Source organism: Mesorhizobium sp. B2-5-3 (genome assembly GCF_006441005.1).
Classification (GTDB): Bacteria; Pseudomonadota; Alphaproteobacteria; order Rhizobiales; family Rhizobiaceae; genus Mesorhizobium.
In genome coordinates, this window is the sequence record NZ_VFUS01000001.1 from 841195 (window position 1) to 855190 (window position 13996).

Sequence of the window (13996 nt, forward strand, 5' to 3'; positions counted from 1 at the left end):
CTCACCGATAGCGCAATCGCGCCCCTTGAGGGGGGTGAGAAGTGGTCCGCGCAGCGGACGGAAAGCCAATTGCTTGGCTTTCCGAACGACGAACGCCCGGAGCGACAGCGAAGGGCCGGGTCCGGCAGGACAGAGGGGGGTGGCTTGGCGCTCACGCTTGCTGTTGAGCCGGCCTACAACGCCTGCGTCGTATAATCCCCCTCGGCCTCGTAAAGCCCGTCCTCGATCTTGGTCTTGTGCACCACCTTGAGCTTGCCGCCTTCGACCTTGGAGATGTTCTGGATGCCGAAGCACTGGTGGATCTTGCCGTTGAAGGTCTTTGGCCCTTGCGGATGCTCCGGGCCTTCGGCGAATTCGGTCAGCGCCTCGGTCGCCTCGACCAGCTTGGCGCGGTCTTCCGGGCCCTTGTAGCCGGCGTCTTCCATCGCCTTCTTGACGACGTAGAGCGTCTCCCAGCAGCCGAACATATGCGCGGCGGTGGAGACATCCTTGGGGTCGCCGACGGCCGCGCCATTGTCATCGATGCCGACGGCGGCGCGATAGGCCTTCTGCGCCTCGGAATCGTCCGTCTGGGCATAACGTGGCGAGCCTTCCCAGAAATGGCTGCCGCCCAGGAATTCGAGCCCGGGGCTGTTGATGTCGACGGCTTCGAGCGAATCGATGAAGCCGAACAGCTGCGGCCGGTTGGAGCCGTAGAACTCGCCAAGCTCCTTGACGAAGGTGAGCACCGCCGGGCCGACCATGACGTGGTAGATCACCTCGGTCTCGGCCGGAATCTGCGGGAAGTATTTGGTGAAGGAGCTCTCCGTCGGCGGAATGGCGATTTGCGCGATGACTTCTGCGCCCTGCGCCTTCAGCGCCGGCGGGAGGTAGTCGCGGTGGTCGTAGCCGAAAGCGAAATCGGGGAAGATCTGCGTCACCTTCTTGCCGGCATTGGCCGCGATCCACGGCGCCATCGACTGGATCTGGCTCTTTACGTCCGTGATGCCGGGCTGGAAGACATAGCGGTTGAGCTTGGTCGAGGCGACATGGTGGCCTTCGCTGACGACGAAATAGGGCATCTTGGCTTCCCCGGCGGCGGGTGCCGAGCCGATGACGACGTGCGAAAACAAGGTGCCGAAGACGATGTCGGTCTTGTGCTGGGTGGCGAACTTGCCGACCACCTCGGCACCGCGGCCGGGATCGGTGCCGTCATCCTCGATGATGACCTCGACCGGCCGGCCATTGATGCCGCCGGCCGCGTTGATCGCCTTGACCGCCGCGGCCGTGGTCTTCTCGTACCAGCGGCCATAGGCGGCGCCGATGCCGGTTCGGTGCGACTGGAAGCCAATCTTGATCGGGGCGGAGCTTTGCGCCTGGGAGTAGCGGACGAAACCGGGCGCGACCGCCAGGCCGGCGCCGGCGGCCAGACCCTTCAGCGCGGTGCGGCGGGTGAGACCGGCCTTGGAGAGATCGAAAAACCCATTCTTGTCAGTCACGGCAGTTCCCCTGTTTTTGAGTTTTGACCAATGGCTGGAACGTAGCAGACCGCTTCCTGCGGACGGCCGAAATTGCATGTGTACAAACTAAATCACCAAAGTCCGGACACGGCAATGCCGTTTCCCCAGGGGGATCCCGGTTTATTCCACCGCGTCTAGCCAACGGTCGGCGTGGCGAGCAGCCAGAGGCCGAAGACGGTGTAGGCGATCATCAGCAAGGTGAGCGGAAACTGGCTGAGCGCGGCGCGAGCGGGAACCGGATGCAGGCGTGCGGCGAAGCCGTGGGCGACGAGCACGGCAAGCAGATGACCGAGAATGATGGCACCGGCCTGGATGTTCCACAGCCACCATGCCGAGCCCGCGCCGGCGACGATGCCGGCTTCGATCTGCATGTCGGCGGTGCCTAAAAGGTTCCAGCCGAGCGCAAACGGATCGGACAGTGCCGCAAGCGCATACTGGCCGTCGACCAGCAGCGCCGTCAGGTAATGCGCGATGTGGTAGGCGAGCGCGATCGGCACGATCGACCAGACCAGCAGCCCCGTCGCCTCGCCAAGCCTGTGGCCGTCGCCGGCGAGCTTCTGGCCGACGACCACGGCAAGCAGGAAGACCGCCGCAAGTAGCATGAATGTCAGGACCAGGCCAAAACTGCCGCTGCCGATCACCGCCGTGCGGCCGGGGAATTCAAGCGGATTGATGCCGAACAGGCCCAGCCAGAAGAAGGTCTTCGACAGGCCGTCATAGGAAACCGAGGACAGGGCGAGCAGCAGGAAGGCCACGCCGCTTGCCGGCAAAGGCGCGGCGGTCAGCAGCTTGGCGCCCGGCCAGCATAGCGCAAGCCGGCCGCGCTCGTCGCGCACGAGCGGCGCGAAGCGTGCCACCATTGAGAAGAAGACGGTGAGGAATTCGCCGCTGCGGGCCCACGCCCCATAACCGAACGACAGCATCGCCAGCAAGGTGAACAACCAGTAGAGGCCGGCGGCCCGGGCCAGCCGCGTCGGATCGTCGGGCGCCGGATCGATGAGCTCGAACCAGGCAAAAGCGAAGAACAGGACGACAGCCGGCCAGCAGCCGAGCCATGGCGGAAGGCGCCAGGCCGCTTCATCGCCTCTGCCGGTCAGACGCAACAGGAGACGCACCGGCCCGTACCAGGGATTGAGCCAGGACCAGAGGTCGCCAAGGAAACCTTGCAGCAGCGTGAAGCCGGCCCACAGCAGTGTCCAGATCACCAGAGGCAGCGGGTTGGAGAGCGGATCGCGGCTGCCGAGAAAGCCGGCGGAGATGAGGAATGCAAAGCCGGCAAAGGATATCAGGCTGGCAGCGGTGCGGGCATCATCACCCAGTGTGAACAGTGGCAGGCGCCGCCGCCAGAAACGTTCGAGCCGATCCGCCGGCAGCAGCGCCAGCACGAGGAAGCTGGCGGCCACGGCAAAAGCGCCGCCGACAAGGTAATAGCTGGTCGGGAGAAGCAGGACGTGGCCGCGGTCCGAGGCGTGGGCGAAGGCTGGGGTGGGTGAGAGGAGCAATAGAGCGATAGGCAAAGATGCTAATGACCGACGACGGCACTCTACGGCGCCCCCCTCTGTCCTGCCGGACATCTCCCCCTCAAGGGGGGAGATTGGCGGTTTCTCTGTCGGCGCTTCCCTTGCAACGCCGGAGGTTCGCGAAGACGAAGACGACAGCATGATCTCCCCCCTTGAGGGGGAGATGTCCGGCAGGACAGAGGGGGGCGCCAAGGAACTCAGCCTATCCGACTTTGCCGTCTCGTATGGCGATGCCGGAAGCACCGGTCGTGCCCTCACACCTTGACCAACTGCTCCACCCGGTCCTTTTCACCGAAGATGCGCAGATACCGCTCGATCTCCTTGAGGTCACCCGTCGCCTTGGCCGGATTGTCGGAGAGCTTGACCGCTGGCCGGCCGTTGGCCTCGGTCACCTTGCAGACCAGCGATATGGCGTCGAGGCTGTCGGTTGCCGTAGGCGCGCAGCCCTCGAAATCATTGGTCAGGTTCGTGCCCCAGCCGAAGGACATGCGCACCTTGCCCTTGAAGTGGCGGTAGGTCTCCTCGATGGTCTCGACCTCGAGCCCGTCGGAGAAGATCAGCAGCTTCTGCCTGGGGTCCTTGCCCTTCTCGCGCCACCAGGACAGGATCTTCTCGCCGCCCTCGATCGGCGGCGCGCTGTCGGGGCGAAAGCCCGTCCAGTCGGCCACCCAGTCCGGCGCGTCGCGCAGGAAGGAAGCCGTACCGAAGGCGTCGGGCAGCACGATCAGCAAATTGCCGCCATAGTAGCGCTGCCAATCCTGCAGCACCTTGTAGGGCGCCTGTTTCAATTCCTTTTCCGAATTGGCCAGCGCTCCGAACACCATCGGCAGTTCATGCGCGTTGGTGCCCAGCGCCTCGAGGTCGTTGTCCATGGCCAGAAGCACGTTGGAGGTGCCGGTGAAGGCCTCGCCGATGCCTTCCTTCAGCGCTTCCACGCACCAGCGCTGCCACAGGAAGGAATGGCGCCGGCGCGTGCCGAAGTCGGAAATACGGATGCCGGGCAGCGCCTTCAGTCGTTCGGTCTTGGCCCACATCTTGGCTTTTGCGCGGGCGTAGAGCACGTCGAGCGTGAAAGGCCCGAACGACCGCAAGGCGGCGCGCGAGCGCAATTCGTTGATGATGGCGAGCGCGGGAATCTCCCACAGCGTGGTGTACATCCACGGGCCGCTGAAGGAGAGCTCATACTGCCCGCCGCGCCTGGAAAGCTCGTACTCGGGCAACCGGAAATTTTCCAGCCAGGCCAGGAATTCCGGCTCGAAGATCTGCTTGCGGCCATAGAAATTGTTGCCCCCCAGCCAGATCATCTCCTTCTTGGAGAAGCGCAAGGTGCGGGCGTGGTCAAGCTGTTCGCGCAACTCGCCCTCGTCGATCTCCTCGGCCAGCCGCACCGAAGTGGTGCGGTTGATCAGCGAAAAGGTGGCGTCGACCTTGGGGTACATGCCCCAGATCATCTGCAGCATCAGAAGCTTGTAGAAATCCGTGTCCAGCAGGCTGCGCACGATCGGGTCGAGCTTCCAGGTATGGTTGTAGACGCGCCGCGCAATATCGGTCCTGGCCATGTCTCGTTACCGCCTTCGCTGCCTGCCGCCCATGATCGCGACAGGCCTCATAGCATCGAATTGGCAAAAGCGCTGCCCGGTTTCAGGCTGGCCCGACAAAAAGAAAGACCTGCGGCAGCCAACCCGTCCGAACGCAATTGATTTTTCCAAAGCGCTACCGGACACTCCGGAGAGACAGACAGGAGAAAACCGACATGGGTTATGACAGCGGCAAGCTCGACGCGTTGCGCCGCAAATATGGCGAGAGCCATGGCGGCGAGATGTTCGACCCGAAGTTCCGCAAGGTCGCCGACAAGATATTCTCCAAGTCGGGCACGCGGCTGGCGCCCTATTCCGGTATCCCCACCTTCCTCGCCGCGCCCTATCGCGAAATATCGGCCGACAACCCGGATTTCGGCGATTTGCAGGTGGCGATAACAGGCGTGCCGATGGATCTCGGCGTCACCAACCGGCCGGGCTCCCGCTTCGGGCCGCGGGCGCTGCGCGCCATCGAGCGCATCGGCCCCTACAATCACGTGCTGGAATGCGCTCCCACGCATGAGCTCAGGGTCGCCGACATCGGCGACGTGCCGTTCCAGAGCCGCTACCGACTCGAGACCTGCCATGAGGACATCGAGCGCCGCACCAACCAAATCGTCGATGCCGGCGTCATTCCATTGTCGGTCGGCGGCGACCATTCGATCAGCCATCCGATCCTGAAGGCCGTCGGCAAGAAGGCCCCGGTCGGCCTCATCCACATCGACGCCCATTGCGATACAAGCGGCTTGTTCGACATGACCAAGTTCCACCATGGCGGCCCGTTCCGCAACGCGGTGCTCGATGGCGTGCTCGACCCGACGCGCACCATCCAGATCGGCATCCGTGGCTCGGCCGAATATCTGTGGGAGTTCACCTACGAATCCGGCATGACCGTGATCCATGCCGAGGAGGTGACCGGCCTCGGTATCCCCGCCATCATCGAGAAGGCGCGCAGAATAGTCGGCGACGGACCGACCTATGTCTCCTTCGACATCGACAGCGTCGATCCGGCCTTCGCGCCGGGCACCGGCACGCCGGAAGTCGGCGGCCTGACGACTCGGGAAGTGCTCGAACTGCTGCGTGGCCTCAAAGGCCTCAACATCGTCGGCGGCGACGTGGTCGAGGTGGCGCCGCAATATGATGCGACCACCAACACCGCGCATGCCGGCGCCCAGGTGCTGTTCGAAATACTGAGCCTGATGGTGTTCAGCCCGGCGCTCAAAAACAGCTGACGCCGACAATGACGGAAAGGCCACCGGACAACCCGGCGGCCCTCTGCATCAGTGTTCGAACACCAGCGGCGGCGCGAGGCGATCCCGCCGTAGCCAGCGCGCCAGAAGCAGCGCCGCCACCACCGCCAGTCCGCTGGACAGCCCGATCCAGATGCCGACGCCATGGAAGCCGAACGGGAAGGCGAGCAGCACGCCCAGCGGCAGGCCGACGCCCCAGTAGCCGATGGCGGCATAGATCATCGGCACCTTGGTGTCGTGCAGGCCGCGCAGCATGCCGGCGGCAACCGCTTGCGCGCCGTCGAAGACCTGGAACAGGGCCGCGAAGACCAGGAACGATACGGCAAGCGTGATCACCCTGGCATTGGCCGGATTGGTCAGATCGATGAAGGCGCTGATCAGGAGATGCGGCCACAGGATCATTACCAGGCCCATCAGGGCCATGAACGAGACGCCGATGACGAAGGCGGTCCAGCCGGCGCGCGAGACGCCTTCCGGATTGCCGGCGCCATGCGCAAGCCCGACGCGCACCGTCACCGCCTGGTTGAGACCGAGCGGCACCATGAAGGAGATCGAGGCGATCTGGATGGCGATGGCGTGCGCGGCAAGCGAATCCGCGTCGATCAGGCCCATCAGCAGCGCCGCGGCGTTGAAGATCGTCACCTCGAAAGCGAGGATGCCCGCGATCGGCAGGCCGAGCCGCAGCAGGCCCTTGAAGCGCGGCCAGTCGGACCGCCAGAAGCGGCCGAACAGATGATAGCGCCTGAATTTCTTCTCCCACATCACCACGGCGGCCATGCCGACGAACATCAGCGTTGAGGACAGCGAGGTGGCAAGGCCCGAGCCTGATATGCCCATGGCCGGAACACCGAGATTGCCGAACATGAACACCCAGTTGAAGAGCGCGTTGCAGGCGACGGCGACAAAGACGATTATCAATGCCCAGCCCGGCCGCTCCAGCGCCGAGATGAAGGAACGCAGCACAATATAGCCGTAGAAGGGCAGCACCGCCCATTCCAGCCAGCGCAGGTAGATGCCGGCGCTATGCGCCAGAGCGGGCTCCTGGCCCATGGCGAGCAGCACGTTCTCGCCGTGCCAGAGGAAGATCCAGATCGGGATGCAGATGAGGATCGCCAGCCACAGGCCCTGGCGCACGGTGCGGCGCAGGTCGCGCACCGAATGACGGCGGCGGCCGAGCTCGGTCGCCATCATCGGCGAGGTCGCCAGCATCAGGCCGAGGCCGAAGATCAGCGGCATGAAATAGAGATTGGCGCCAAGCGCGCCGCTGGCCAGCGTGTCCGCACCCAGCCTGCCCATCATCATGACGTCGGTGGCCGTCATGGCGGTCTGGCCGAGATTGGTCAGCACCATGGGCCAGGCGAGCGCCAAAGTCGCCCTGATTTCCTGACGCCAAAGATTTTCCGGCGCGCGAGCGCCGGCTTCGATCGCAGACATTATTCCGCTCTTTCAAGGTTGCGGCGCATCGGCAAAAAAGCCGGAAGCCGCATTGCAAACGGCGAGACCTTCGGTTTCGCGGCGTTTACGTCAGCTTTTGTACGAAACGCGACATGAAGGCAAGGGAGGAGGGGCGGGAACGGATTGATCCAGTCGGATCGCCGATGACGCTGAAGCCTCGTGACCGACGCTCTCCGACGGCCCATTTCACACATGGCCCCAAGGCTGCTACGCATTGCAAGGACGAGCGAGGTGCCACGGAACCCAAATTTGCAGGAGGCAGGATGCAGTTCAGGCGCAGAAGGAATCCGGTTGCGACGCTTCGCACGGCGCCGGCCTTCGAACATATCGTCACCGAGGCGAGCGACAGTTTCCTGTGGCGGCTGGACGACTATCCCTGGGAGCGCAATGTCTGGAATTTCCATCCGGAGTACGAAATCCACCTCTTGCGAAAATCCTCCGGTGTGGTGCTGGTCGGCGACCACATCGGCGAGTTCGGGCCGGGTTATCTGACCATCGTCGGCGGCGGGCTGCCGCATGATTGGGTGACGGCGGTGCAGCCGGGCGAGCTGATCGAAGGCCGCGACATCGTCCTCCAGTTCGATGCCGAGAGGCTGCGCGGCTCGGCTGGCCTGTTGCCCGAACTGCGCGAACTGGAGCCGTTCCTGGAGCGGTCGCTGCGCGGTATGGTTTTTCATGGCCGCACGGCATTGGAAGGCGCCGAGCTGATGGAACGGATGGGGGAGGCCAGCGGGCTAACCAGGTTCTGCCTGTTCCTGAATCTCGTCGATCTCCTCGCCAGGACCGACGAATACGAGCTGTTGTCCTCGCCGGATTTCTCCCCGGTTCTGGATGCCGCCTCGCTCGACATCATCCAGCGCACGCTGACCTATCTGTTCCAGCATTTCGCCGAGGATCTGAAGCTGCCTGATGTGGCGGCGCTCGCGGGAATGACCGAGAGCACATTCTCGCGCTTCTTCCAGAAGAACACCGGCAATTCCTTCAGTGACCACCTTGCCAAGCTGAGGCTCTGGCAGGCCTGCAAGCTGCTGGCCGATACCGATATTCCGATCACCGACATCTGTTTCCAGGTCGGCTACATGAACATCTCCAATTTCAACCGCGCCTTCATGCGCAAGCACAAGATGACGCCGTCATCCTATCGCAAGCTGTCGCGGCAGCGGCTGGCGATGCGCGCGTAAGCACGCCCTAAAAACCACCGCCCCCGAGTCCGTTCGATACTCATGTGAGATTGGCCGCAACGGGATGCCGGTTTTTGCGCCGCACAATGCATAAAAGTACAGGTCTTCTGCAACGGGGCTTCTAGCGCGAGCCGCTGCAACTCCGCATTTTGGCGATGGGTGGCAAGTCGCTCGGGCGATGGTGAGGATCGCGCAAGCCGAGGACGTCCGCTTCCTGCGACGTGTTCCTGGAGGAGAAAATAATGAAACCAATTCGGCTCGCTGCCAGCCTTGGTGCAGCTTTCATGCTTTCCGCTACCGTTTCCACCATCGCTTTGGCGCAGGCGCCGGTCTGCTCGGCGCCGGTCAAGGTGCTGGCGCAACCACGTGACGGCCTGACGCTTCTGGAGGACTCCAAGGCCGAGTTCGAGAAGCTTGCCGGCGCCGGCTTCCAGATCGATTACCTCAACGAAAACGACCGCCGCGCAAAATCGCGCGCCGATGCGTCCACGGTCGGCAACTACAACGTCTACTATGTCGACGAAGCCAATGTCGCGCTGTTCGCGTCCTCGAAATGGATCGTGCCGCTGAGCGATTATTATCCGGCCGACTACGACTATGCCGATTTCGATCCGGGCCGCCAGAAGGTCGCCACCTATGATGGCAAGGTCTGGTTCGCGCCGCTGACCGGCGGCGGCGACCTGATGGTCTATCGCAAGGACGTGCTGGAGGCAGCCGGCATCCAGCCGCCGAAGACGCTCGACGAGCTGATCGCCGACGTGCCGAAGCTGACCAATCCGGACAAGGGCATGTATGGCATCGCGCTGCGCGGCGCGCGCGGTTCGGGCGCCAATGTCTGGCGCTGGATGCCGTTCTTCAAGGCCTATGGCGGCCAGTGGTTCGACGGCGACAAGCCGGTCTTCAATTCCGACGCCGCGGTCAAGGCGACCGAGACCTACCTGAAACTGTTCAAGGATTCGGCGCCCGGCACGCAGACCGGCAGCTGGGATGAATCGACCGGCGCCTTCCTGTCGGGCCAGGTCGCGATCCTGGTCGAATCGACGCCGCTGTCGGGCATGGCGGTCGACCCGAAGACCTCGCAGGTCGTCGGCAACATAGGTTTCCTGCCGCCCCCGTCGCCACTGCCCGGCGGCGGTTACGGCCATGGCCTCGCCATCGCAGCGAAGGCCAATGCCGACGACGCCTCGAAGAAATGCGCCGGCCTGTTCATCGCCTGGGCAACATCGAAGGAAAACGAGAAGCGCCGGCTCGACGCCCACCAGTTCGGTGAGCTGAACCGCACCAGCATTCTGGCCAGCAAGGAATTCGCTGATATTTACGGCGCCGATCTCGGCCAGGCACTGGCCGAAACCGGCAAGGTCACGGCGGTCAATTTCTGGCAGGACCCGCGTTGGCCCGATCTCGGCGACCGCTGGGGTATCATCCTCGAGGAATTGGTCACCGGTACCCGCACCGACATCAAGGGCGGCCTCAACGAACTCGAGGCCTATGCCAACGAGCTGGTGAAGAAATAAGCCATCCTCCCCCTGCGGCGCGCGGTCCACGGCATTCGGTGGAGCGCCGGAACCTGTGCGCCGCAGGTCTTGGTTTCATCATTGCGGTTTGAGCCAGCCTTCGCGCGAAAGGTCAGTCATGCTCAATCATTCGAGACGCAGCAGAGGTTAGACAGATGCCGCGACGCTCATCCCTGCCGGTCACCTTCGTCGTGCCGACACTCGCCATCCTTCTGGTGCTGTCGATGGTGCCGACGCTCTACGCGGTCGTCATCGCCTTGCAGAACCGTGAACTCAGCTCGACAGCCTATTCCTATGTCTGGTTCTCGAACTTCGCCGACCTGTTCGCCGACCGCCGCTTTCTCAACGCCGTCTGGGTGTCGGTGAAATGGGAATTCGTCACGGTTATCGCGACGATGACGGTCGCCATCGGACTGGGCGTCCTGATGTTCGAGGTCGCCTCGCCGCGCCTTCGCAACGTCTATTGCCTGCTGTTCATCATCCCGGTCCTGCTGCCGCGCGTCTCGGCGGCCTTCGTCTGGAAGTTCGCCTACCATCCGCTCTACGGCATCGCCACTTACCCCTACCGGCTGCTGACCGGTGGGCTGATCTTCGATCCGCTGTCCAAGCCGTCGACGGCGCTGTTCGCCGTCGCTTCGGTCGACGTCTGGCAATGGGGCCTGTTCTTCGCCGTCATCGTGCTGAAGCTCCTGGAAACGCTGCCGCCGCAGCCGATCGAGGCGGCCCGGCTCGACCATGCCAAACGCTGGCAGATCCACGCCTATGTGACCTTGCCGATGCTCAAGGCGCCGCTGATCAGCCTGATGTTCGTCAAGATGATCGAGTCGCTGCGCTCCTTCGACCTGATCTATGTGATGACCCGCGGCGGTCCGGGCGTGGCGACCGAAACGCTCGACATGTACGCCTTCTCGCAAGGCTTCATCGAGTCCGGCAAGGTCTCCTACGCCTCGGCGATGGCGGTGCTGATGATGATCGCCACGGTCATCACCTTCACCATGCTGTGGAAGCGGGTGCAGGCATGAGACCATATCGCATGAGACCCGGCCGCCTGATCGGCAAGACCGTGCTGGCGTTTGCCGGCTTCATGGCCGTGTTTCCGTTGCTGTGGACGGCGCTCAATTCGCTGAAGAACAATGTCGACATCATCACCCGCGTCCCGCGCCTGGTGTTCACGCCGACGCTGGCCAACATCAGCTATATCGTCGGCCGCGACAGCGTCATGACCGGCCTCTACAATTCGGTCGTCGCCTGCGGTTGCGCGGTGCTGATCGGCGTGGTGCTCGGCCTGCCGGCGGCTTACGCGGTGGCGCGCTACCCGAACCGTTGGGCCGGCGACATCCAGTTCTTCGTTTTGTCGCTTCGCTTCCTGCCGCCGGTGGCGGTCGCCATTCCGCTGATGGTGATCTGGCTGCAGCTCGGGCTTTACGACACGCTCGCCGCGCTGATCGTCACCTATTGCCTGCTCACCATCTCGGTGATCATGTGGCTCGCCATTCCCGCCTTCCAGGCCGTGCCGAAGGAGGTCGAGGAAGCCGCCTTCGTCGATGGCTACGGCGCCTATTCGGTGTTCTGGAGGATCGCGCTGCCGGTCGCGGCGCGCTCGCTGATCGGCGCGGTGGCTTTCAGTTTCGTGCTGGTCTGGAACGAGTTCCTGATAGCGCTGATGCTGTCGAGCTCCAACGCCAAGACCTTGCCGATCGTCGCCTCGGAACTCTCCCAGCAAGGCATGAACGTGCCGTGGGGAATCCTGAACGCCTCGGTCGTGCTTCTGTCGCTGCCGCCGCTTTTGTTTCTCGGCGTGCTCAGCGGATTCCTGAATTCCGTTTTCCGGCAAAAAAAGACTTGAAGCGAGGACGACACGATGCGGGCACTGGTGCTTGAGAAAAAGGGCGAGCTGGCCCTGCGCGAGATCGCGTTGCCGCTCGACGTAGGCCCGGACGACGTCAGGATCGCCATCCACACGGTCGGCGTCTGCGGCAGCGACGTGCATTATTACACCCATGGCGCCATCGGCAGCTATGTCGTGCGCTCGCCGATGGTGCTCGGCCACGAAGCGTCCGGAACGATCGTCGAGATCGGCGCCAATGTCCGGACGCTGAAGGTCGGCGATCGCGTCTGCATGGAACCGGGCGTGCCGAACCTGTCGTCGCGGGCGACGAAGCTCGGTATCTACAATGTCGACCCGGACGTCACCTTCTGGGCGACGCCGCCGGTGCATGGCATTCTTGCGCCGCAAGCCGTGCATCCGGCCGCCTTCACCTACAGGCTGCCCGACAATGTCTCCTTCGCCGAAGGCGCGATGGTCGAACCTTTCGCCATCGGCATGCAGGCGGCGGCGCGCGCGCGCATCGTTCCGGGTGACGTGGCGGCTGTCGTCGGCTGTGGCCCGATCGGCATCATGATCGCGCTGGCCGCCCTGGCCGGCGGTTGCTCGAAAGTGCTGATTTCCGACTTCTCCGCGCCCAAGCTCGAAATTGCCGGGCGCTATCCCGGCGTCGTTCCGGTCAACATCGGCGAGCAGTCATTGGCCGAGGCGGTGGCGGAGGCGACCGACAATTGGGGCGCGGACATCGTCTTCGAGGCCAGCGGCAGCCCCAAGGCGTTCGCCAATCTGTTCGATATCGTGCGCCCTGGCGGCGCGGTGGTGCTCGTCGGGCTGCCGGTGGAGCCGGTGGCGCTCAACGTGCCGGCGGCCATATCGAAGGAAGTGCGCATCGAAACCGTGTTCCGCTATGCCAACATTTTCGACCGCGCTTTGCAGCTCATCGCTTCCGGCAAGGTCGATCTCAAGCCGCTGATCACCGGCACCTATCCCTTGTCCGACAGCATCGAGGCTTTCGAGCGTGCGGCGGCGGCGCATCCGCAGGACGTCAAGCTGCAGATCCTGCTTAGCGGCGAAAAGGGCTGACCATGTCCGCGATCACCTGTTCCCATGTCGACAAGGCCTATGGCGCCACGACGGTCATCCGCGACCTCAACCTCTCGATCGAGGAGCACGAGTTCGTCGTGTTCCTCGGCCCGTCCGGCTGTGGCAAGTCGACCTTGCTGCGCATGTTGGCGGGGCTGGAGGACATCAGCGGCGGCGAGGTCTCGATCGGCGGCAAGGTGGTCAACGATCTCGATCCGGGCGACCGGGGCATCGCCATGGTGTTCCAGAACTACGCCCTTTACCCGCACATGACGATCTTCGACAACATCGCCTTCGGGCTGCGGCGCCAGAAAGTGCCGGCGGCCGAGATCCAGAAGCGGGTCGAAGCGGTGTCAAGGACGCTCGGGCTGGAACCCTATCTCGGCCGCAAGCCGGCCGAGCTTTCCGGCGGCCAGCAGCAGCGCGTGGCGATCGCGCGCGCCATGATCAAGACGCCGAAAGTGTTCCTGTTCGACGAGCCGCTGTCCAATCTCGACGCCAAGCTGCGCAACCACATGCGCGTCGAGATCGCGCGGCTGCACCAGTCGCTGAAGACCACCACCGTCTATGTCACCCATGACCAGCTCGAAGCGATGACGCTCGCCGACCGCATCGTGCTGCTCAAGGACGGCGTCATCGAGCAGGTCGGCTCGCCGGCGGAAATCTACGAGCGGCCGGGCAATCTGTTCGTTGCCGGCTTCATCGGCACGCCGAACATGAATTTCATCGATGTGACGGTGGCCCGGAAAGAAAATGGCTGGACGCTGACCAATGGCGGAACTGTCTTCACCCTCGACGGCTCGCGCTTCAAGCTACAACATGGCGAGCAGGCGGTGCTTGGCATCAGGCCTCCGGATCTCAAGCCCGCGACCCCCGGCAGCGCCGGAAATTTCCTGGCGGGAACGGCCGATCTCATCGAGTTTCATGGCAACGATGCACTGGTGACATTCGCTCTTGGCGGCAAGGAGATCAGCGCACTCGTTCCCAGCCGCGTCTGCCCAACTATCCGCAGCGATGTCCGCTATACGTTTGACGAATCGGATATGCACCTGTTCGATGCCAAGTCCGGCCTATCCTTGTTGACACGGTAAG

The 13996-nt window shown here is 63.6% G+C and carries 11 protein-coding genes; 7 read left to right on the forward strand and 4 right to left on the reverse strand.

Annotation, left to right across the window (positions count from 1 at the left end; all coding sequences use genetic code 11):
* Nucleotides 1-173: 173 nt before the first annotated feature.
* The 3 genes from FJ867_RS04340 to pncB all read right to left on the reverse strand — a co-directional run bounded on the left by FJ867_RS04340 (nucleotide 174) and on the right by pncB (nucleotide 4578).
* Entirely contained in the window at nucleotides 174-1478 is a 1305-nt protein-coding gene (locus tag FJ867_RS04340; RefSeq protein WP_140816631.1) for an ABC transporter substrate-binding protein, read from the reverse strand.
* A 155-nt stretch (nucleotides 1479-1633) separates the two neighbouring features.
* On the reverse strand, nucleotides 1634-3073 hold the full coding sequence (locus tag FJ867_RS04345; RefSeq protein ID WP_140816633.1) for a hypothetical protein: 1440 nt from the start codon (nucleotides 3071-3073) through the stop codon (nucleotides 1634-1636).
* Between the two features lie 200 nt (nucleotides 3074-3273).
* The gene (gene pncB / locus FJ867_RS04355) at nucleotides 3274-4578 is read right to left on the reverse strand and encodes a nicotinate phosphoribosyltransferase (protein ID WP_140554616.1); all 1305 of its coding nucleotides are present in this window, start codon (nucleotides 4576-4578) and stop codon (nucleotides 3274-3276) included.
* 194 nt (nucleotides 4579-4772) lie between these two features.
* Here pncB and speB point away from each other — a divergent pair, with 194 nt between their 5' ends.
* Entirely contained in the window at nucleotides 4773-5828 is a 1056-nt protein-coding gene (speB, locus tag FJ867_RS04360; protein ID WP_140491375.1) for an agmatinase, read from the forward strand.
* Nucleotides 5829-5876: 48 nt separating this feature from the next.
* Here speB and FJ867_RS04365 read toward each other — a convergent pair whose 3' ends face one another.
* Nucleotides 5877-7280, reverse strand: coding sequence for an MATE family efflux transporter (locus tag FJ867_RS04365; protein ID WP_140491373.1), 1404 nt, complete (start codon nucleotides 7278-7280; stop codon nucleotides 5877-5879).
* 284 nt (nucleotides 7281-7564) lie between these two features.
* On the opposite strand from FJ867_RS04365, the gene FJ867_RS04370 reads away from it, so the two are divergent.
* From FJ867_RS04370 to ugpC, 6 genes are all read left to right on the forward strand, one after another.
* Entirely contained in the window at nucleotides 7565-8482 is a 918-nt protein-coding gene (locus FJ867_RS04370) for an AraC family transcriptional regulator (RefSeq protein WP_140554613.1), read from the forward strand.
* Between the two features lie 242 nt (nucleotides 8483-8724).
* A complete protein-coding gene (locus tag FJ867_RS04375; RefSeq protein ID WP_140524194.1) occupies nucleotides 8725-9996 on the forward strand; it encodes an extracellular solute-binding protein in 1272 nt (423 codons plus the stop codon).
* Nucleotides 9997-10151: 155 nt separating this feature from the next.
* Nucleotides 10152-11018, forward strand: coding sequence for a sugar ABC transporter permease (locus FJ867_RS04380; RefSeq protein WP_140671577.1), 867 nt, complete (start codon nucleotides 10152-10154; stop codon nucleotides 11016-11018).
* Between the two features lie 11 nt (nucleotides 11019-11029).
* Nucleotides 11030-11842: a carbohydrate ABC transporter permease gene (locus FJ867_RS04385; RefSeq protein WP_140491365.1), complete on the forward strand. Its 813-nt coding sequence runs from the start codon at nucleotides 11030-11032 to the stop codon at nucleotides 11840-11842.
* Nucleotides 11843-11857: 15 nt separating this feature from the next.
* Complete coding sequence (locus FJ867_RS04390) at nucleotides 11858-12904, forward strand: NAD(P)-dependent alcohol dehydrogenase (RefSeq protein ID WP_140816635.1); 1047 nt, start codon at nucleotides 11858-11860, stop codon at nucleotides 12902-12904.
* A gap of 2 nt (nucleotides 12905-12906) precedes the next feature.
* Nucleotides 12907-13995, forward strand: coding sequence for a sn-glycerol-3-phosphate ABC transporter ATP-binding protein UgpC (ugpC, locus tag FJ867_RS04395; RefSeq protein ID WP_140671580.1), 1089 nt, complete (start codon nucleotides 12907-12909; stop codon nucleotides 13993-13995).
* Nucleotide 13996: the final 1 nt, after the last annotated feature.

What these genes read in the sequence shown, in the direction of transcription:
- FJ867_RS04345 (WP_140816633.1), bottom strand. Translation starts at nt 3,073, where the DNA reads ATGTCCGGCAGGACAGAGGGGGGCGCCGTAGAGTGCCGTCGTCGGTCA.
- FJ867_RS04385 (WP_140491365.1), top strand. Translation starts at nt 11,030, where the DNA reads ATGAGACCCGGCCGCCTGATCGGCAAGACCGTGCTGGCGTTTGCCGGC.
- FJ867_RS04370 (WP_140554613.1), top strand. Translation starts at nt 7,565, where the DNA reads ATGCAGTTCAGGCGCAGAAGGAATCCGGTTGCGACGCTTCGCACGGCG.
- speB (WP_140491375.1), top strand. Translation starts at nt 4,773, where the DNA reads ATGGGTTATGACAGCGGCAAGCTCGACGCGTTGCGCCGCAAATATGGC.
- pncB (WP_140554616.1), bottom strand. Translation starts at nt 4,578, where the DNA reads ATGGCCAGGACCGATATTGCGCGGCGCGTCTACAACCATACCTGGAAG.
- FJ867_RS04365 (WP_140491373.1), bottom strand. Translation starts at nt 7,280, where the DNA reads ATGTCTGCGATCGAAGCCGGCGCTCGCGCGCCGGAAAATCTTTGGCGT.
- FJ867_RS04380 (WP_140671577.1), top strand. Translation starts at nt 10,152, where the DNA reads ATGCCGCGACGCTCATCCCTGCCGGTCACCTTCGTCGTGCCGACACTC.
- ugpC (WP_140671580.1), top strand. Translation starts at nt 12,907, where the DNA reads ATGTCCGCGATCACCTGTTCCCATGTCGACAAGGCCTATGGCGCCACG.
- FJ867_RS04390 (WP_140816635.1), top strand. Translation starts at nt 11,858, where the DNA reads ATGCGGGCACTGGTGCTTGAGAAAAAGGGCGAGCTGGCCCTGCGCGAG.
- FJ867_RS04375 (WP_140524194.1), top strand. Translation starts at nt 8,725, where the DNA reads ATGAAACCAATTCGGCTCGCTGCCAGCCTTGGTGCAGCTTTCATGCTT.